The 19,064-nt window shown below is 50.4% G+C and carries 17 protein-coding genes; 8 read left to right on the top strand and 9 right to left on the bottom strand.

Annotated features, from left to right (window positions below; all coding sequences use genetic code 11):
- Nucleotides 1-148 precede the first annotated feature (148 nt).
- The 3 genes from ilvN to DUT67_RS03340 form a co-directional block, all read right to left on the bottom strand.
- Nucleotides 149-640 carry an acetolactate synthase small subunit gene (gene ilvN / locus DUT67_RS03350; RefSeq protein WP_010681718.1) on the bottom strand — a complete coding sequence of 164 codons (492 nt, stop codon included), beginning with the start codon at nt 638-640 and terminating at the stop codon, nt 149-151.
- A 2-nt stretch (nt 641-642) separates the two neighbouring features.
- Entirely contained in the window at nt 643-2,361 is a 1,719-nt protein-coding gene (gene ilvI / locus DUT67_RS03345; RefSeq protein WP_113632749.1) for an acetolactate synthase 3 large subunit, read from the bottom strand.
- Between the two features lie 363 nt (nt 2,362-2,724).
- Nucleotides 2,725-4,530: a long-chain fatty acid--CoA ligase gene (locus DUT67_RS03340; protein ID WP_113632843.1), complete on the bottom strand. Its 1,806-nt coding sequence runs from the start codon at nt 4,528-4,530 to the stop codon at nt 2,725-2,727.
- 415 nt (nt 4,531-4,945) lie between these two features.
- Between DUT67_RS03340 and leuA the strand changes: the two genes are divergently transcribed.
- Genes leuA through leuD form a run of 4 tightly spaced genes read left to right on the top strand, consistent with a single transcriptional unit; the run spans nt 4,946 to nt 9,651 of the window.
- Entirely contained in the window at nt 4,946-6,541 is a 1,596-nt protein-coding gene (leuA, locus tag DUT67_RS03335; RefSeq protein WP_048262363.1) for a 2-isopropylmalate synthase, read from the top strand.
- Nucleotides 6,541-7,632 (top strand): 3-isopropylmalate dehydrogenase, encoded by a 1,092-nt coding sequence (gene leuB / locus DUT67_RS03330; protein WP_011095330.1) that lies wholly within the window; start codon nt 6,541-6,543, stop codon nt 7,630-7,632. Before leuA ends, leuB begins: the two co-directional genes overlap by 1 nt.
- A gap of 2 nt (nt 7,633-7,634) precedes the next feature.
- Nucleotides 7,635-9,035, top strand: a complete 1,401-nt coding sequence (gene leuC, locus DUT67_RS03325) for a 3-isopropylmalate dehydratase large subunit (protein ID WP_048262365.1) — start codon at nt 7,635-7,637, stop codon at nt 9,033-9,035.
- A 13-nt stretch (nt 9,036-9,048) separates the two neighbouring features.
- Entirely contained in the window at nt 9,049-9,651 is a 603-nt protein-coding gene (gene leuD, locus DUT67_RS03320; RefSeq protein WP_113626836.1) for a 3-isopropylmalate dehydratase small subunit, read from the top strand.
- A gap of 63 nt (nt 9,652-9,714) precedes the next feature.
- Here the strand turns inward: leuD and DUT67_RS03315 are convergent, their stop codons facing one another.
- The 4 genes from DUT67_RS03315 to DUT67_RS03300 all read right to left on the bottom strand — a co-directional run bounded on the left by DUT67_RS03315 (nt 9,715) and on the right by DUT67_RS03300 (nt 13,617).
- Entirely contained in the window at nt 9,715-10,026 is a 312-nt protein-coding gene (locus DUT67_RS03315) for an AzlD domain-containing protein (RefSeq protein WP_113626837.1), read from the bottom strand.
- Nucleotides 10,023-10,757, bottom strand: a complete 735-nt coding sequence (locus DUT67_RS03310; protein WP_113632842.1) for an AzlC family ABC transporter permease — start codon at nt 10,755-10,757, stop codon at nt 10,023-10,025. Before DUT67_RS03310 ends, DUT67_RS03315 begins: the two co-directional genes overlap by 4 nt.
- 184 nt (nt 10,758-10,941) lie before the next feature.
- Nucleotides 10,942-11,778 (bottom strand): AraC family transcriptional regulator, encoded by an 837-nt coding sequence (locus DUT67_RS03305; RefSeq protein ID WP_048262372.1) that lies wholly within the window; start codon nt 11,776-11,778, stop codon nt 10,942-10,944.
- Between the two features lie 219 nt (nt 11,779-11,997).
- Nucleotides 11,998-13,617 carry a methyl-accepting chemotaxis protein gene (locus tag DUT67_RS03300; protein ID WP_113632748.1) on the bottom strand — a complete coding sequence of 540 codons (1,620 nt, stop codon included), beginning with the start codon at nt 13,615-13,617 and terminating at the stop codon, nt 11,998-12,000.
- Nucleotides 13,618-14,194: 577 nt separating this feature from the next.
- On the opposite strand from DUT67_RS03300, the gene DUT67_RS03295 reads away from it, so the two are divergent.
- Nucleotides 14,195-14,434 carry a type II toxin-antitoxin system CcdA family antitoxin gene (locus DUT67_RS03295; RefSeq protein ID WP_048262374.1) on the top strand — a complete coding sequence of 80 codons (240 nt, stop codon included), beginning with the start codon at nt 14,195-14,197 and terminating at the stop codon, nt 14,432-14,434.
- Between the two features lie 2 nt (nt 14,435-14,436).
- Entirely contained in the window at nt 14,437-14,745 is a 309-nt protein-coding gene (locus tag DUT67_RS03290; RefSeq protein WP_113632747.1) for a CcdB family protein, read from the top strand.
- A gap of 140 nt (nt 14,746-14,885) precedes the next feature.
- On the opposite strand, the gene sgrT is transcribed toward DUT67_RS03290, so the two are convergent.
- Nucleotides 14,886-15,050 carry a glucose uptake inhibitor SgrT gene (sgrT, locus tag DUT67_RS03285; RefSeq protein ID WP_048262378.1) on the bottom strand — a complete coding sequence of 55 codons (165 nt, stop codon included), beginning with the start codon at nt 15,048-15,050 and terminating at the stop codon, nt 14,886-14,888.
- A gap of 90 nt (nt 15,051-15,140) precedes the next feature.
- On the opposite strand from sgrT, the gene sgrR reads away from it, so the two are divergent.
- Nucleotides 15,141-16,799, top strand: a complete 1,659-nt coding sequence (sgrR, locus tag DUT67_RS03280; protein WP_113632746.1) for an HTH-type transcriptional regulator SgrR — start codon at nt 15,141-15,143, stop codon at nt 16,797-16,799.
- A gap of 51 nt (nt 16,800-16,850) precedes the next feature.
- Here sgrR and DUT67_RS03275 read toward each other — a convergent pair whose 3' ends face one another.
- A complete protein-coding gene (locus DUT67_RS03275) occupies nt 16,851-17,726 on the bottom strand; it encodes an aromatic alcohol reductase (RefSeq protein WP_368350133.1) in 876 nt (291 codons plus the stop codon).
- A 333-nt stretch (nt 17,727-18,059) separates the two neighbouring features.
- On the opposite strand from DUT67_RS03275, the gene DUT67_RS03270 reads away from it, so the two are divergent.
- Complete coding sequence (locus DUT67_RS03270) at nt 18,060-18,965, top strand: LysR family transcriptional regulator (protein ID WP_113632744.1); 906 nt, start codon at nt 18,060-18,062, stop codon at nt 18,963-18,965.
- Nucleotides 18,966-19,064: the final 99 nt, after the last annotated feature.

Below are 19,064 nucleotides of genomic sequence, written 5' to 3'. Positions count from 1 at the left end.
TATCACGTTACCCACATATTTCAAGCTGCCACATCAATAATGGACGTCTTTTACGCTGAATATATTGCGTATATATAAAATAATGGCAATGAAAAGGCCCGATACAATTATATCGGGCCTCTTAAAAGAAAAAGCAGCGAAAAGTCGATTAACGCATGATTTTATCGCCGCGCGATACGCCGACGATTCCAGAACGCGCTACTTCAACAATTTCGGACACTTCACGCACGGCACTGAGGAACGCATCCAGTTTATCGCTGGTGCCAGCAAGCTGTACCGTATAAAGCGAGGCAGTGACATCCACAATCTGGCCGCGGAAAATATCGGCGCAACGTTTCACTTCTTCACGACCATAGCCTGTGGCCTGTAGCTTCACCAGCATGATCTCACGCTCAACGTGCGCACCCTGACCCAACTCACTGACGCGCAGGACATCCACCAGCTTGTGCAGTTGCTTTTCGATCTGCTCCAACACCTTCTCATCGCCTACCGTCTGAATCGTCATACGGGATAGCGTAGGGTCTTCGGTTGGCGCTACTGTCAGGCTTTCGATGTTGTAACCACGCTGAGAAAACAGGCCGACAACACGGGACAAAGCGCCTGATTCATTCTCAAGTAATACTGATAAAATCCGACGCATGATCAGGTCCTCTCCGTTTTGCTCAACCACATTTCATCCATCGCCCCGCCGCGAATCTGCATGGGGTAAACATGCTCGCTGCTATCGATGTTGATATCAACAAACACCAGACGATCTTTCTGCGCCAGTGCTTGCAACAGCTTACTTTCCAGTTCGTCCGGCGTATCGATAGAAATCCCGACGTGACCATACGCTTCAGCCAGCTTGACGAAATCCGGCAATGATTCCATATAAGAACTGGAATGGCGGCCAGAATAAATCATGTCCTGCCACTGCTTCACCATGCCGAGGAAACGGTTGTTCAGGTTGATCACAACAACCGGCAGATCATATTGCAGTGCCGTAGAAAGCTCCTGAATATTCATCTGAATGCTGCCATCACCCGTTACACAAATAACCGTTTCTTTCGGCAGCGCAAGCTTGATGCCCAATGCCGCAGGCAAGCCAAAGCCCATCGTGCCCAAGCCACCGGAATTCACCCAACGGCGCGGTAAATCAAAAGGATAATACAGCGCAGCAAACATCTGGTGTTGGCCAACATCCGATGCCACATAGGCTTTACCTTCGGTCAGCCGATGCAGCGTTTCAATCACTGCCTGCGGTTTAATCTTGTCGCTTTCGGTGTTGTATTTCAGGCAGTGACGCCCACGCCACTGTTCGATACCCTGCCACCAGTCGCGTAGCGCATCAAACTGCTGCGGTGCGCCATCCTGTGCCAGCAACTCCAGCATCAGGCTTAGCACCTGTTTGGCATCGCCAACAATCGGGATATCAGCGTTTACCGTTTTGGAAATCGACGCAGGATCGATATCGATATGCAACACCGTCGCATTCGGGCAGTACTTCGCCAAATTATTCGTCGTACGGTCGTCGAAGCGCACCCCTACTGCAAAAATCACATCGGCGTTATGCATAGCCATGTTGGCTTCATACGTTCCGTGCATCCCCAGCATACCGAGGCATTGACGGTGCGTTCCTGGGAAGCCCCCCAGCCCCATCAGGGAGGTTGTCACTGGCAGGTTAAGTTTTTCCGCCAGTGTCAGCAGCTCTTCGTGGCACTCTGCGTTAATCACGCCACCACCGCTGTAGATAATCGGTTTTTCTGCCGCTAGCAGGGTTTGCAGCGCGCGGCGAATCTGACCTTTGTGTCCTTGAACCGTTGGGCTATAGGAACGCATGCTGACGCTTTCGGGATAAACGTACGGCAGTTTATTCGCCGGATTCATAATGTCTTTCGGCAGATCGACGACCACAGGTCCCGGACGTCCGGTCGATGCCAGATAAAATGCTTTTTTCAGGATCGTCGGGACATCTTCAGCTTTCTTGACCAGAAAACTGTGTTTCACGATAGGGCGGGAAATTCCCACCGTGTCGCACTCCTGAAAGGAATCATAGCCAATCAGCGAGGTGGCAACCTGACCGGACAACACCACCATAGGAATGGAGTCCATATACGCAGTGGCGATACCCGTGATGGCGTTTGTCGCACCGGGACCGGAAGTGACCAGCACGACGCCAACCTCACCCGTCGCACGCGCATAGCCATCAGCCATATGTACCGCACCTTGCTCATGCCGCACCAAAATATGCTCGATACCGCCAACCGTATGCAGGGCATCGTAAATATCCAGCACCGCACCGCCCGGATAACCGAACACATGTTTTACGCCCTGATCGATCAACGATCGGACCACCATTTCGGCGCCTGACAACATCTCCATGGATCTGCCTCTTTTGTTCAGAAAGCGGAATCCGCCTCTGTATTGACCGGGGGGAAATCCCCGCGCTCATGTTGTGTTAATACTGTTAACTTTTAGTACAAGAATACGAAATATTATAGGGATTACTGATAACCCATTAACATAACGCCAGATTATGACGCAGACAAACGGCAAAAAACCACCGCCCTTAATCGGGACTAGGGGGAATCGAACGTGAGGGAAAAAGGAACTGAGATAAAATACTAACAGGGAACCTTCAGACCTGAGAGATCGTCCATAAAGGCCATAAATTACAGAATGAAATCTTGAGGCCGAAAAACCACATTTCTTTTCAGGAAACGAGCTTCTCGGCCTACGACATCATCAAGACTCTACGTACATCGCATCAATTTCCAACTGATAACGCTGGTTGATGATCTTCCTACGTAGCTTGAGCGTTGGAGTCAACTCCCCTTCTGCCATCGAAAACGGCACAGGCAATAACGTGAATTTCTTCACCTGCTCAACGCGGGAAAGCTCTTTCTGCATTTCCCGCAGGCGCTGCTCGAACAATTCAATGATATGGCTGTGGCGCAGCAACTCCAGACGATCGTGGTACTTCAAGTTGATGGAGTGAGCGTATTCTTCCAGCGCTTCGAAACACGGAACGATCAGTGCAGACACGTACTTACGCGTGTCCGCGATAATGGCAACCTGTTCGATGAAACGATCCTGCCCCAGCGTGCCTTCCAGATGCTGCGGTGCGATATATTTACCGCCTGAGGTTTTCATCAGATCCTTCAACCGTTCTGTAATAAACAGGTTACCGTTGGCATCCAACTCTCCCGCATCGCCGGTTTTCAACCAGCCGTCTTCGGTAAAGGTTTCTGCGGTTTCCTGCGGACGATGGAAATAACCCCGCATGATGGTTGCGCCACGCACCTGGATCTCTTTTTCCTCGCCAATGCGAACCTCAATACCCGGTAACGGCGTACCAATAGAGCCCAAGCGGAGTCGGCCTTCTTCCCAGCAGGAAATCGTCGCACAGGTTTCGGTCATGCCGTAACCATAGATAATGCGAATCCCGATCGACCGGAAAAACAGAATGATATTGTCATCCAGTCGTGCGCCCGCAGCGGGCATGAAGCGGATCTCGCCCCCCAGAAGCTGGCGCAGTTTTCCTAGCACCAGTCGGTCAGCATAGTGATGCATGACGCGGCGCAAAAGTCCGCCCTTCTTCGTCGTATGGCTAGCCAGAAAAGCGCGTTGCCCCTGCGCAACAGCCCAGTTGAATAACCGCTGGCGATACCAAGGAGCCTGAGCCACTTTTTCATGGATTGCGCTGTAAACTTTCTCATAAAAACGCGGTACGGCGCACATCACAGTAGGTTTCACCGCCTGCATCGCGCCGCGCACTAAATTCGTATCGCTGAGGTACACGTTCTGTGCGCCACAGTGCATAACAACGAAACTCCAGGCGCGCTCGAAGACATGGGAAAGCGGCAAGAAGCAGAGTGAGACATCATTTGCGGACATGCTTAAGCGATCGTCGTGTAGCTTAAGCTGCATCGCCATGTTGGTGTAATCCAGCATGACGCCTTTCGGCTCACCGGTGGTGCCAGAGGTATAAATCAGCGTAAACAGATCGTTGAGATCGCGGCTGTCGATGCGCGTCTGCCATTCATCACGCCAAAAATCGTCTACGGCCTGCGCTTCAAACTCATGCAGCGATTGCACAATATCGCTACCACGCAGATTGACGTCTTTATCCATCACGATGATATTTCGCAGTTGTGGGCAGGTATCGCGTAGCGCTAGCAGTGCATCCAACTGTTCCTGACCACCGACGAATATCGTGCGGATATCGGCATCATTGATGATGAATGCCGCCTGCGCTGTCGTATTCGTGGCATAGATTGGCACGCTGATCGCACGTAGGTGCAGCAGTGCCAGATCGGCGAGCGACCAATTCATTGAGTTATGAGAGAAAATCGCGACCCGTTCCTGAACATCCAGCCCTAGCGCCAATAACCCACTGGCAATGCGTTGGATGCGCTGCCCGGCCTGAGTCCAGGTGAGCTGCTGTTCGCCCGCAGGCGTCCACTCGCGCAAGGTAATGCGACCTGCGCAGTGATTGATCTGATCTTGAACCCGGTGAACCACATGGTATGGCTGTAAATGATTATTCATCTGTAAAAGAATTTCTAAGGGGAATGAATTTGACAGCGTTTCAGCGTACAGCTGTACATTATTTGGCGTGCAGTCTACCGTCATTGTTCAAAACCGCAACGATCTTTCGTTCATTCGCCGTTGGCTATCGCTGGTTTACTTGACGCACGTCACACCAATCAAAAGTTGACATAACCCTGATAATCGCGTACCAATAATGCAACACCGAATTTTAGATGACGAGACACGATACTATGTTCAAGTTTACTGTCCTACTAAGCCTACTACTAAACGCATCCTTCTTGCGCGGTAGGTTTGTGGGCAGAGTTCAGAACTAAGTTTCTCGCCACACGATACAAAAACCCGCGCTGATGCGCGGGTTTTTTTTTACTCGCCGAGCGCTAAGTACAAATAGATACGACAAGGAACTAAACCGATGAGCGAGCAAGTCATTATTTTTGATACCACATTACGCGATGGCGAACAGGCTTTACAGGCGAGTTTGAGTGTAAAAGAAAAGCTGCAAATTGCCTTCGCGCTGGAGCGTATGGGCGTTGATGTCATGGAGGTTGGCTTTCCCGTATCATCTCCCGGTGACTTTGAATCCGTTCAGACGATTGCCCGCAACATCAAAAATAGTCGTGTGTGCGGTCTGACTCGCTGCGTCGAAAAGGATATCGATGTCGCTGCAGAAGCACTGCGTGTCGCAGAAGCCTTCCGTATCCACACCTTTATTGCCACCTCACCGATGCACATCGCTACCAAGCTGCGCAGCACGTTGGACGAAGTCATTGAACGCGCCATTTACATGATCAAACGCGCGCGTAACTACACAGACGACGTTGAATTCTCCTGCGAAGATGCGGGTCGGACCCCCATTCCAGATCTGTGTCGCGTGGTTGAGGCCGCAATCAATGCCGGAGCTCGCACCATTAATATCCCGGACACCGTCGGCTACACCATGCCCCATGAGTTCGGTAATATCATCGCCTCGCTGTACCAACATGTTCCCAATATCGATAAAGCCATCATTTCTGTTCACACTCACGACGATCTGGGCTTGGCCGTCGGCAACGCAATGGCAGCGGTTCACGCAGGTGCGCGTCAGGTAGAAGGCACATTGAACGGTATCGGTGAACGTGCTGGTAACTGTTCACTGGAAGAAGTGATCATGGCGATAAAAACCCGTCATGACATCTTGAATGTCCATACCAACATCAACCATCAGGAAATCTACCGCACCAGCCAACTGGTCAGCCAGATTTGCAACATGCCTATCCCTGCCAACAAAGCGGTCGTGGGTGCCAACGCTTTCGCCCACTCTTCTGGTATTCATCAGGATGGCGTGCTGAAGAATCGTGAAAACTACGAAATTATGACGCCGGAATCCATCGGTCTGAAAGAAGTGCAGTTGAACCTGACTTCCCGCTCTGGTCGTGCGGCGGTGAAACACCGTATGGAAGAGATGGGCTATCAGGACAGCGATTACAATTTGGACGATCTGTACTCTGCCTTCCTGAAACTGGCGGATAAAAAAGGTCAGGTATTTGATTACGATCTGGAAGCGCTGGCCTTTATCAGCCGCCAGCAGGAAGAGCCTGAGTTCTACCATCTGGATTACTTCAGCGTTCAGTCTGGTTCCAGCGTAATGGCAACGGCCTCAGTCAAACTGATCTGCGGCGAAGAAACGCAGTCAGAAGCGGCGACGGGTAATGGCCCAGTGGATGCCGTTTATCAGGCAATCAACCGCATCACGGGTTATCAGGTTTCGCTGGTCAAATACCAACTGACGGCCAAAGGTCAGGGGCGCGATGCGCTGGGCCAGGTTGATATCGTCGCGGATTACCAGGGACGTCGTTTCCATGGCGTCGGTCTGGCAACGGATATCGTTGAATCTTCCGCACAGGCAATGGTAAATGTATTAAACAACATCAAACGTGCTCAGCAGGTAGAAAAAGAAATTCAGCGCCTGCAGCACAATAACCAACAACAAAACGATAGCAAACAACAAAACAGTCAGGAAACAGTGTGATGACAAAGAGCTACCATATCGCCGTTTTACCCGGAGACGGCATTGGCCCAGAAGTAATGGCACAGGCCCATAAAGTACTGGATGCGGTACGTCAGCGTTTTGGCATTCGCATTACCACCAGCGAATACGACGTTGGCGGTATCGCCATTGACCGTCAGGGCACACCGTTGCCGCAAGCGACCGTCGCAGGCTGTGAGCAGGCCGATGCGATCCTGTTCGGTTCCGTTGGCGGCCCGAAATGGGAACATTTGCCACCAGCAGAGCAGCCAGAGCGCGGTGCGTTACTGCCTCTGCGTAAGCACTTCAAATTGTTTAGCAACCTGCGTCCTGCGCGTCTTTATCAGGGGCTGGAAGCATTTTGCCCGCTGCGTAGCGACATCGCCGCAAAAGGCTTTGATATCCTGTGCGTCCGCGAGCTGACGGGCGGAATCTACTTCGGTCAGCCGAAGGGCCGTGAAGGTAGCGGTCAATATGAGCGCGCTTTCGATACCGAGGTGTATCACCGTTTCGAGATTGAACGCATCGCGCACATCGCGTTTGAATCCGCACGTAAACGTCGCAGCATCGTGACCTCCATCGATAAAGCCAACGTGCTGCAAAGCTCCATTCTGTGGCGCGAGATCGTCACGGAAGTCGCTAAAGCCTATCCAGATGTAAAACTGTCTCATCTGTATATCGATAACGCGACGATGCAATTAATTAAAGATCCGTCTCAGTTTGACGTGATGCTGTGTTCTAACCTGTTCGGTGACATTCTGTCCGACGAGTGCGCTATGATTACCGGTTCAATGGGCATGCTGCCTTCCGCAAGCCTGAACGAACAAGGCTTCGGCCTGTACGAGCCAGCTGGCGGTTCCGCACCGGATATCGCGGGTAAAGACATTGCCAACCCGATTGCACAGATTTTGTCACTGGCGCTGCTGCTGCGTTACAGCCTGGGGGCGGATGATGCCGCAGAGGCAATCGAAAAAGCCGTCAATACTGCGCTGGCTGAAGGCTACCGCACCGCCGATCTGGCAAGCGCCAGCAACGCGATCGGTACCAGTGAAATGGGCGACGTTATTGCGCGTTTCGTGGCGCAAGGGGCATAACCATGGGTAAGACGTTATATCAAAAATTGTTCGACGCGCACATCGTTCATGAAGCGCCGAACGAAACACCGCTGCTGTATATCGATAGGCATCTGGTGCATGAAGTGACTTCTCCGCAGGCATTCGACGGCCTGCGCGCGATGGGCCGCAAGGTTCGTCAACCGGGGAAAACCTTCGCGACCATGGACCACAACGTGTCCACGCAGACCAAAGACATCAACGCCAGTGGCGAGATGGCTCGCATTCAGATGCAGGAGCTAATCAAGAACTGTGCGGAATTTGGCGTTCAACTGTATGACCTGAACCACCCGTATCAAGGCATCGTTCACGTTATCGGCCCTGAACAAGGGATGACACTGCCGGGTATGACCATCGTTTGCGGTGACTCACACACCGCAACACATGGCGCGTTTGGCTCACTGGCCTTCGGCATCGGTACGTCGGAAGTGGAACATGTGCTGGCGACGCAAACCCTGAAACAGGGGCGCGCCAAAACCATGAAGATTGAAGTCACCGGTGATGCTGCACACGGCATCACCGCGAAAGACATCGTGCTGGCGATCATCGGGAAAACCGGTAGCGCAGGTGGCACCGGTCATGTGGTTGAGTTCTGCGGTAAAGCCATTCGTGCGCTGAGCATGGAAGGCCGAATGACGCTGTGCAACATGGCCATTGAGATGGGCGCGAAGGCCGGTCTGGTTGCACCGGATGAAACCACTTTCAATTACCTGAAAGGTCGTCAGTTTGCCCCGAAAGACGCCAACTGGGATGCCGCCGTTGCATACTGGAGCACGTTGAAATCCGATGATGACGCGCAGTTCGACACTATCGTCACGCTGGACGCCGCGCAAATTGCACCACAGGTCACCTGGGGCACCAACCCCGGTCAGGTTATCGCCGTTAATCAGGAAATCCCTAGCCCTGATTCTTTCAGCGATCCGGTAGAACGCGCCTCTGCCGCCAAAGCTCTGGCCTATATGGATCTGCAACCCGGCATTAAACTGACCGACGTGAAGATCGATAAAGTCTTCATTGGTTCCTGCACTAATTCACGTATCGAAGATTTGCGCGCGGCGGCAGAAATCGCCAAAGGGCGTAAAGTTGCCGCAGGCGTTCAGGCTATCGTCGTACCCGGCTCCGGCCCGGTAAAAACCATGGCGGAGCTGGAAGGGCTGGATAAAGTGTTCATCGAAGCTGGTTTTGAGTGGCGCTTACCGGGCTGCTCCATGTGTCTGGCGATGAACAATGACCGCCTGAACCCCGGCGAGCGTTGTGCATCAACCAGCAACCGTAACTTTGAAGGCCGTCAGGGGCGCGCTGGACGCACCCATCTGGTCAGCCCGGCAATGGCTGCGGCTGCGGCGGTGACAGGTCGCTTTGCCGACGTCCGCGAGTTGAATTAAGAGAGAAACCGACATGGCTAAATTTACCCAACACACTGGTCTGGTGGTTCCTCTGGATGCCGCTAACGTCGACACCGACGCCATCATTCCCAAGCAGTTTCTGCAAAAGGTGACGCGCACTGGTTTCGGCCAACACTTGTTCCACGACTGGCGCTTTCTGGACGATGCCGGTCAACAGCCTAACCCTGAATTTGTGCTGAACAAACCGCACTACAAAGGGGCGAGTATCCTGCTGGCACGGGAAAACTTCGGCTGTGGATCTTCCCGTGAACATGCACCGTGGGCGCTGACCGATTACGGCTTCAACGTCGTTATCGCCCCAAGCTTCGCCGATATTTTCTATGGCAACTCGTTTAACAACCAACTGTTACCAGTAAAGTTGAGCGACGAAGAAGTGGACGAGTTGTTCAAGCTGGTGGACGGGCAGGAAGGAATTAACTTCACGGTCGATCTAGAAAATCAGGTTGTTCAGGCGGGCAGCAAACGCTATCCGTTTGAAATCGACAGCTTCCGCCGTCACTGCATGATCAACGGGTTAGACAGCATCGGCCTGACGCTGCAACACGAAGCGTCGATTACCGAGTATGAAAAGAATCAGCCGGCGTTTCTGAACTGATTTGAGATTACGGATAGTCTGAAGCCCGCATTTTTGCGGGCTTTTTCTTTTTTAAATTAAGCGCTAAAGCAAGGCAGCAATCATATAAAAGGCCAGCATACTCAGGAGTACTGCGATCACAATATTTCTGATAAAAAATGAAATCACGACACTCACAATCGCGCCGAGGAAATAAGGATTATCAGGAAAGGCGCGAATAACGCCATGTTCCATTAAAATAATCGGCCCACAAATCGCAGTGAGTAAACAGGGTGCGGAATACTTTAAAGCACGATGGAGTAAAACAGGGATTTTTACCGGAACAGCAGGCTCAAGAAAGATATAGCGATTAAAAAACACGATCCCCGACAGAACGAATATCAATAACCAACTCATTTTTCTTCCTTAAGCATAGATGCGATGAACACCGAGAAAAACATACCACCGACACCGGCAATCGCGATGGCACCTTCTATCTTGAAATAGGTCAATAACATAGACAGCAGCAGAGAGAACAAAACGCCAGAGAAAGTACTGATCGTCTTGATCATCGGCACAACGATGGTGATGAACGTAGCAACGATAGAGTAATCAAGGTGGTACTTATCTAAGTCAGGCACTGCAGACGCCATGAGCACGCCAAGAATGCTAAAGATATTCCAAAAAATATAAAACGTGACACCTGCACCGATTAAATAACTGGCGCTGACATTGTTCTTTCTATCTTTCTTTTCACTGAGCGCAAAAAGCTCATCTGATAATAAAAACCCAATAGGTAGCCGTTTTCTTAATTTCAAGGTTGAAACGTATTCTCGCAACGTCAGGCCATATATCAAGTGCTGTGCGGTGATAAAGAAAACGGAGATTAATAGCGTCGCGACATTCGCCCCAGACATGAGCAACCCTAACGAGACTAATTGCGCCGCTCCCGCGAAAATAATGGCGGACATCCCGATACTTTGTCCGACAGATAATCCCGATTGGATAGCCATCGAGCCAGCAAGAATCCCCCAGGGCACAACCGATAAACAGAGAGGAAGCATTTCAACCACGCCAGTCATAAAGTGCTTCCACGGGCTAACCGTGTCTTTAGCTGCCGACGATGAACGCGTTACGGTGTTTTCCATATAACATTGCACTACCATAAATAAATCGATAGCGGGAAATTAACAAAACGCTTTTTAATAGTATTGGATAAAGTTGCTGCGCCTCAGAATCGAGAACGAGCCTATTAATACCCTAAATAATTCGAGTTTCAGGACAAAACGTTAACGTTTTGAACAACGCACAGGCAACTTGAGGTATGACGGGTTATGCGTTGCCTTTAGCAAACTCGCCTGGCGTCAGCCCCAACGAATTTTTGAAATGACGATGGAAGTGACTCTGGTCGGTAAACCCACACTGCACCGACACATCAAGAATAGTATTGCCTTTACGCAATAGGCCTTTCGCCTTGCGCAGACGCGCTTGAATCAAGTAAGCGTGAGGTGTAATACCAACAACCGCTTTAAACTGCCGTAAGAAGTGCCACACACTCAGTTCAGCGAGTTCTGCCAGTTCAACAAGAGCCAGTTCTCTCTCAGGATAGCTGTCCATAAAGGCTTTAACATTCAATATGTTTTGAGTCGCAATGGGAAGCATCTGTGGCGTCAGGCGAGTCTTGCTATAGCGCATCGTCAACCAGGTTAATGAAGACAGCAGCAGCGTTTCTTTCAATAGCATATTGCCCGGCTGAGCAAGCATATTGAACGTCATCAGTAACTGATCCGCCAGCCCGGGGTCGTGAACAACAGCATCAGGAAACCACGGAATGGCGTCCTTTGAGCGGTGAATATCCTGATTAATCGAACGAAAAAGATCGGGATGAGGATAAATGGCTCGATAGGCCCAGCCGGTTTCTACCTCAGAACTTCCCGTATGCACATCGTCCGCATTCACCAGGATGATGTCGCCTTTCGGCGCAACGTGCTCTGCACCTGAACGATAAAAGCGTTGAGCACCCTGTTCAATCACGCTGATGCAATAGGTATCATGAACATGACGAGGAAAACGCTGCTGGTAGTACTGCGCCTGCAACATATCCAGACCGCCGAGTGCGTCAAGGTGCCTGAAGTTTGTCTGCTCTTGCGCAACCGGCTTTTTATGCACGCATCAATCCTCTTATCGTTTGTACAAAATTGCTCTGGCAGAGAAGCAATAGCGAAGCTTCATCATCCAGAAACAGTGTACCTGTTTCATTGATTCTATCAGAAGCGGATTAACATCCCATGCTGGAAAAAACGTCGAAAAAAAAGCCAGCGACACAAGCCGCCGGCGTTCAATGATACATCTCTGCTTTTTACCGCTCTGGCTTTTTTACCAACGGGATTACATCAGGTGAAACCGGGATACCCCAAGATTTAACAGCTCAGCCTGCTGCTCCAGCGATGCGGCAGACGAGGAGGCTTCCAACACCAGCGTCGCATTTTGTTGCGTGACCCGATCCATTTCTGATATCGCTAACGACACCTGATTGATGCCGCTGCTTTGCTCATCGGAAGCCAGCGCAATCTCATTCATGATTCGGGTGACGTTATTAATTTCGGCGACAATCTCAGCCATCGCTTTACCCGCTTCAGAGGCCAGCGTCGTTCCCTCCGTCACTCTGGCTTCAGATTCTTTAATCAATGCGGCAATCTCCGTTGCTGCGTTAGCAGAGCGCTGTGCCAGATTACGCACTTCTCCTGCAACTACCGCGAATCCTTTGCCCTGCTCACCCGCACGGGCAGCTTCTACTGCCGCATTCAGCGCCAGAATATTGGTCTGAAATGCAATCCCATTGATGAGCGAGATAATCTCAGAAATTTTGCCTGAACTCTTGGCAATGTCATCCATAGAACCGACAACCTGTTCCACAATGCCGCCACCGTTCACCGCTTTAGATGACGTATCCGTCGCTGCCTTACTGGCATGATGCGCATTATCGGTATTTTGTTTCACCGCCGCCGTGAGCTGTTCCATACTGGCAGCCGTTTCTGCCAGCGCCGCGGCCTGCTGCTCTGTTCGTGCGGACAAATCTGTATTGCCGGCAGCGATTTTCGTCGAACTACTGTGAATCGACTCCGCACTATCGCGCACCGAGCCTACTGTCTCTGAGAGTGAATCCTGCATTTGCTGGATATTGTCCCCCAAAATGCCGATTTCATTTCTCCCCACATCTACACGCGCGCGCGTCAAGTCTCCCTGCGCGATCGCCTGTATACGCGATACCCAATACTGAATTGGGTTAATAATAACTCGGCGAATTAATAAGAACGTCATACCTGTTAACACGATGGCAAGAATAAATGCGCCCGTCATGAGCGTGTATCCCAGCGTTGAGTGTCTTTCAGCCGTCAAATTAATGTTTTTGGCCATATCAACCCGATAAAGGTAAGACGCTTTCAGCGGTACATCATACTCATCATCCAATTTAGACATGGTCGTCGACTCAAACGCATTGAGTTCCTCAACATTGCCTTTTTTCGCTATGTCAAACATGGGCTTAGTACCCCGTTCAACATAATCGCTATAACGCGCCTTTAGCTCATTATCACGGGCGAGTTCAACATCAGAACGGGCCGCTCTATTTTGATATCCGTTAAACATTTGCTGCGACATCACCAACCGTTCTTCTGCGGCTTTCATGCTGGCGTTGTAATTGTCAGTAAGACCATTATGTAAATGGTTCACGGCATGCAGCAAATTCATACGCGCCGCACGCATATGGTTAGCGCTATCAACTAACTCCATCCGAACATTCAGTTCCAGAGTTGATTCATTTAATGACAACTCCGCCTGCTTTAAAAAGTAGGATGATGTTGCGACAGCAACGGCAAAGAGCAGTAAAACACCAGAAAAAACAATAATAAAAAGAGGCGTCAACTTAATATTATGTACTCCAGGGGAGGAGTGCCAAGGTTCTGGTTTTTCGTAAAGCGCTATTGACTGATACGGTACATCGCTCATTTTTACATCCGTCGAGTTATTCAGAAAGTTGCTGTGAAGTAAATTTCAGGTAAACAAGGAAAAATAAAACGCCACCACGTGTTACACATTATTTAAATATTATAACAACGCGCGTTAAGTGCGAGAGAAAAAATAGGAACCTCTAAAAATAATTCTATCTACAAGATCGCCATCACGAAAAGCATTATTTCAACGATAATCATTTCAATTAAAAACAGTTCAAATCATAAACTATTACATAAGGTTATCGAATTATCTTGGCTACTACACGTCATTATTAGTATAGAAACACATTCATAGAATTGTTTAATTTTAATGACAATGGATTCCATTCTAATATTTTATTTTTGGTATTAAATCATCCGCACGTTAGCACTATTTGCATACCGCCCTCTGCAGGCAGACTTCCTCTCTTCTTCTCAACCTGCTTTTGCGAAACCGCACGCAGGCTCATCACGTCGTTTAATTTTCAGAGAAATAAGCGGGTATATTTCATTCTCACAAGGGTTGCGATATGCCAGAACCAAACGCATAATCATTACACGTGCTGTTACACGTGTAATTTTTTGGAGGCACTATGCCCGTAACAAGTGTTCGTCATAAAAAAACAGTCAGTGTGACACTGGAACCCATGTTGCTTCAGCAGGCACGTGAAGCCGGAATTAATCTATCCGCAATACTCACCGAAGCGCTGAAGAGAGAAATTCGCCTTTCAGAGGGAGAAAAATGGAAGCAACAGAACCAAAAAGCATTGCAGGAACTAAACCACATTACAGATAAACACGGCCTATTGTCCGACGATGACAGGACGTTTTAAGCATGCAATATAAAATTTACCGTAATAACGGTAACAGCCACTCATACCCCTACCTGCTCAATGTCCAAAGTGACATCATCGGGGAGTTACATACCCGACTGGTGATACCTTTATTTCCACTGAACAAAATTACCAAAGCACCAGCCCGAAGGCTAACGCCGATAATCACTGTCGAAGGCGATGACTATCTGATAATGACCCATGAAATGGCGAGCGTCCGCCGCTCGCAATGTGGTCATGAAGTTATGGATGCGCAGATGTACCGAAAAACAATCAAAGACGCCGTTGATTTCCTGCTTGATGGCTTCTAAGCGGGACCCTTTAGTCACTCAGACCATCAGCAAAACCCCAAAAAGCGATAAAGCAGATCTGCACCATAAAAAAAACCAGCGAGAAAACTCGCTGGTTGGTGAAACATCACCATTACTCAGAATACATTTCCTAGCACCACCTAGAGCCAATGACGGTATTCATCGTCGGACATTTCGTTCAGGTGCCACTGCGTCGCCTGCTGCAATAATGCAACGCGCTGTTGGGTAGACATCCATCGCAACCACTTCGCTTTACAAGTCGATAAGTAGGTTCGATAGAACTGGGACAAACGGGAAATTGTCATGAGCCACCTCCTCTCTTTCCTTGTTAGAAAGTATCGACGTAATATAGGGAAAGATAAATTGATGGCTTTAGTGCAGGGAGTTCCTCTTTTATGTCTTCGCCTCGATTGCAACAACAGTTCATCCGCCTGTGGCAACACTTTCAGGGACAAACCACCGACACCACGCTGCAAGAGCTGACGGGGGTACTGAACTGCTCACGCCGCCATATCCGTTCATTGCTGAATGCGATGCAGCAAGCAGGCTGGCTCATCTGGCAGGCCGAAGCGGGAAGAGGAAAACGCTCGCAACTCTCCTTTGTGTATACCGGATTAGCCCTACAACAACAGCGTGCCGAAGATTTGCTAGAACAGGATCGTATTGAGCAGTTGGTGCAGTTGGTCGGTGACAAAGAAGCGGTGCGCCAGATGCTATTGGCTCACCTTGGGCGGAGTTTCCGGCAAGGGAAGCATATTCTGCGCATCCTTTATTACCGCCCATTACGCAATTTACTGCCCAGTTCAGCACTGCGACGCTCGGAAATGCATATTGCACGGCAAATTTTCAGCGGGCTGACCAATATAAATGAGGAAAATGGGGAACTGAAACCCGATTTAGCTCATCACTGGCAGAGTCTATCTCCCCTGCACTGGCGCTTTTATCTGCGTCCGGCCATCCGTTTTCATCACGGTCGTGAACTCACGATGGACGATATCACCACCTCATTATTACGACTCACTCCGCTCCCGCTGTTCTCTCACATTGAAACCGTGACCTCACCGATGCCGTTTGTGATTGATATCAGGCTGAGCACCCCAGATAAATGGCTGCCGTGGCTCTTGGCCAGCGTGCACGCCATGATTTTGCCGCAGGAGTGGCAAACGCTGCCGAATTTCGCCCAACACCCGATTGGCACCGGGCCTTACGCGGTGGTACGCAACAACAGCAACCAGTTGAAAATTTGTGCCTTCGATGATTATTTTGGCTATCGGGCGCTGATTGATGAGGTCAACATTTGGGTCTTGCCGGACGAGCCGGAAGAAATGCCGGTGTCTGTCCAATTCCAGTCTGATGATTCTCACCATGAGCAGTTGGAAAGCCGAATGGAAGAAGGGGGTTATTTCCTGTTATTCGACAAACGCTCGCCGCTGAACCAGCGTCCAGAAGCGCTGCAATGGCTCAGGCAGGTATTTAACCCTATTTCGCTGCTCAGCCACGCCAATACCAGCAACCAGCGCGACTGGTCGCCCGCCTATAGCCTGCTGCCACGCTGGCATCACCATCATCCTGATACACCACAGTCCATTCCCGATGGGCTAACCGACGTCACGCTCACGTTCTATCAGGAACACCCAGAGTACCGGATATTAAGCGAGATTATGCGCACGCTGCTGGCGCAACAGGGCGTCACTCTGCACGTTCAAACTATCAGCTACGAAGACTGGTATCAGGGCAATGCTGAAAGCGATATCTGGTTTGGCAGCCTGAATTGTTATCTGCCGCTCGAATTCTCTCTGTTCGCCATGCTTTATGAACTGCCACTCGTGCAACATTGCCTGAATGACGATCTAGCGACAGACGCACAACAGTGGCGTAATCACACGCTCCCGATGGCGGAATGGAGTGAAAAACTCATCAAGAGTGGGCAACTGCATCCGTTATTGCATCACTGGCTACAACTTCAAGGGCAGCGCAGCATGCGCGGCGTCAGGATGAATATGCTGGGCTGGTTTGATTTTAAATCCGCCTGGTTTGCACCGCCGGAACACTAACTGCATTTGGAAAAAGTACGGGGCGCGTTGAATCGCTCCGCACCTTTCGGCCTATTTTTGCAACTGCATCCGTAAGAAATGCTCGACGTCGACCGTCTCGTAACCCTTACGTTCATTGAACGTGCCGGATTTGTCCCACCACATCCCCTCCCCCAAAGCAAACGCGGCCCGATAGCGCGCCATTGCGTCATCTGGAGCCACCTTCAGATCCCTGCGCAATTTGTCCAGAGTCCATAGTGTCTTCTCAAAAATCTTCCCCGTGATACGTTCAACGACATCGGCAAGTTGCCCGTATGAGATCGTGTCACCTGCCACGTAGACAACCTCATTAGCCAATCGTGGTTCGGCCAACAAGATTTCAGTCGTGAGCCAACCAATGTCTTCGGGGATCGTCACAGTCACTTTCGTATCCCAACTTCCCAGACCGTGAAGGATTCCGCGCTCCAGATCCACCACATCGAAGGCGGGCTCAAACAGGAAACTCGTGAACATACCAGTCGAAACAATCACCCATTCGGTACTCTGTTGGCTACGTAGCAACTGTCTCACGTCGTACTGTTCATCAAAAACCGGATGGCCGCTTTTTCGACCCACGACGTCATAATCAACACCGAATTGCCAAGGGAAATAGCGCGCGACGTTGGCAGCCAACACCGCTCTGGTTATTTTCATTTGAGTGCCCGGCCCTGCTACGAATCCCGAACAGTTCAATACCGTCTTATAATGCTTGAAAAGCCCCGTCAGAGCGTATTCATCAGAGGCCAGATCAAACCCGATAACGTCAACCCCTAATGCACTAAGTTCGGTCAGTGTAGCCATACCCTGCTCCGACGGATCGTTAACGGTGTCCGGTGAGACGAGTACCGTGACCGACAACGGCAAGGCACGCGCACGCACACGCGGTGCAAGAGCACGCAATACCGCCATACCGAGTTGCCCTGCGCCAAGTACAAGAATATCTTTCAATACTGTTCCGCGGTCATTCACGCCTTAACTCCTTCAAAATTTCAAATTATCTCTATCACAGGGAGTGATGAACGCCCCCATGCATTCAGTGTGCTAACATGCCCTTGGTCTGATAAGACTTGTCAGTACAAGGATATTTAGAGTTCAAGTATCATGTTATACAAAAATATGCAGATGATAAGATTCAGCCACATCACTTCATAATTTGAAAAAATCAAACGATAAGGTGATATAGCTGCTAATACGGCAGTACGTCTTATCAACGTTTCATCGCAAATGGGGAGACATCATCGTATGGATCGGTTTCAGGCCATGGAAACATTTATCCGTGTGGTCGATGCGGGTAGTTTCAAAAAAGCGGCGGAAACCCTGCATGTTCTGCCATCCACCGTCACCCGTAGCATCAAAGAACTCGAATCACATCTTGGCGCTCGGTTACTCAACCGAACGACGCGAGCACTCAGTATTACGGATGTTGGCCTGCGCTATTACGACAGTTGCAAAGCGATCTTGCGGGATGTGCACGCGGCGGAAAGCGTAACGGCACAGCAAAAGGAGGAACTACAGGGAACGATCAGAATCGGGGCGACACCTTCTCTGGTCAAAAATTTCCTGATCCCGGCACTACCCGACTTCTGTGAACGTCATCCTGGAATAAGGTTGGACTTCCACCTGGGTGATGCCACTGTGGATATTGTCCAGCAGGGTATCGATTGTGTCATCAGAACCGGAGAACCGCCGTTATCACGACTGGTCGCACGGCGCCTCGGTACGTTCCAGTGGACTATCTGCGCTTCCCCACGCTATCTCGAACAGCATGGATACCCCACAACGTTGGACTCGCTCAAAGAGCATACCGCAGTAGGGTATATCCACAGCCGGACTGGTCATTCGACGAACTGGGGGTTTCACGATGAGGCACACACCGTAGCGATTCCGCTAGCAGGACAGATCAGCGTAAATGACACCGATGCCTATCTCACCGCTGGCATAGCGGGTCTGGGTCTACTACGCATTGCCAGTTATATGGTACGCCAGCAACTTTCTGATGGGCATCTTGTCCGGCTGCTTCCTGATATCGAAGCACCGCGTGAACCTATTTTCATCCTCTACCCGCAAAGCCGCCACCTCTCGCCAGCTATCCGCGCCTTTATCGACTGGTGTACCGCGCTAATCGAGAAGGAAGCCGTGAAATGGTGAATGTCCACAGACAGGACAACAACAGCCATCACGTTAAGCGAAATTGCGCACGTACTGCGGCGTCCAAGTGTGCATATAAGCCTGGTTCGCGCCGCCGGA

The organism is Pectobacterium peruviense (assembly GCF_003312355.2).
Classification (GTDB): domain Bacteria; phylum Pseudomonadota; class Gammaproteobacteria; order Enterobacterales; family Enterobacteriaceae; genus Pectobacterium; species Pectobacterium peruviense.
Note: the sequence above shows the minus strand (reverse complement) of the source record. Positions and strands in the feature narration are given on the sequence as shown.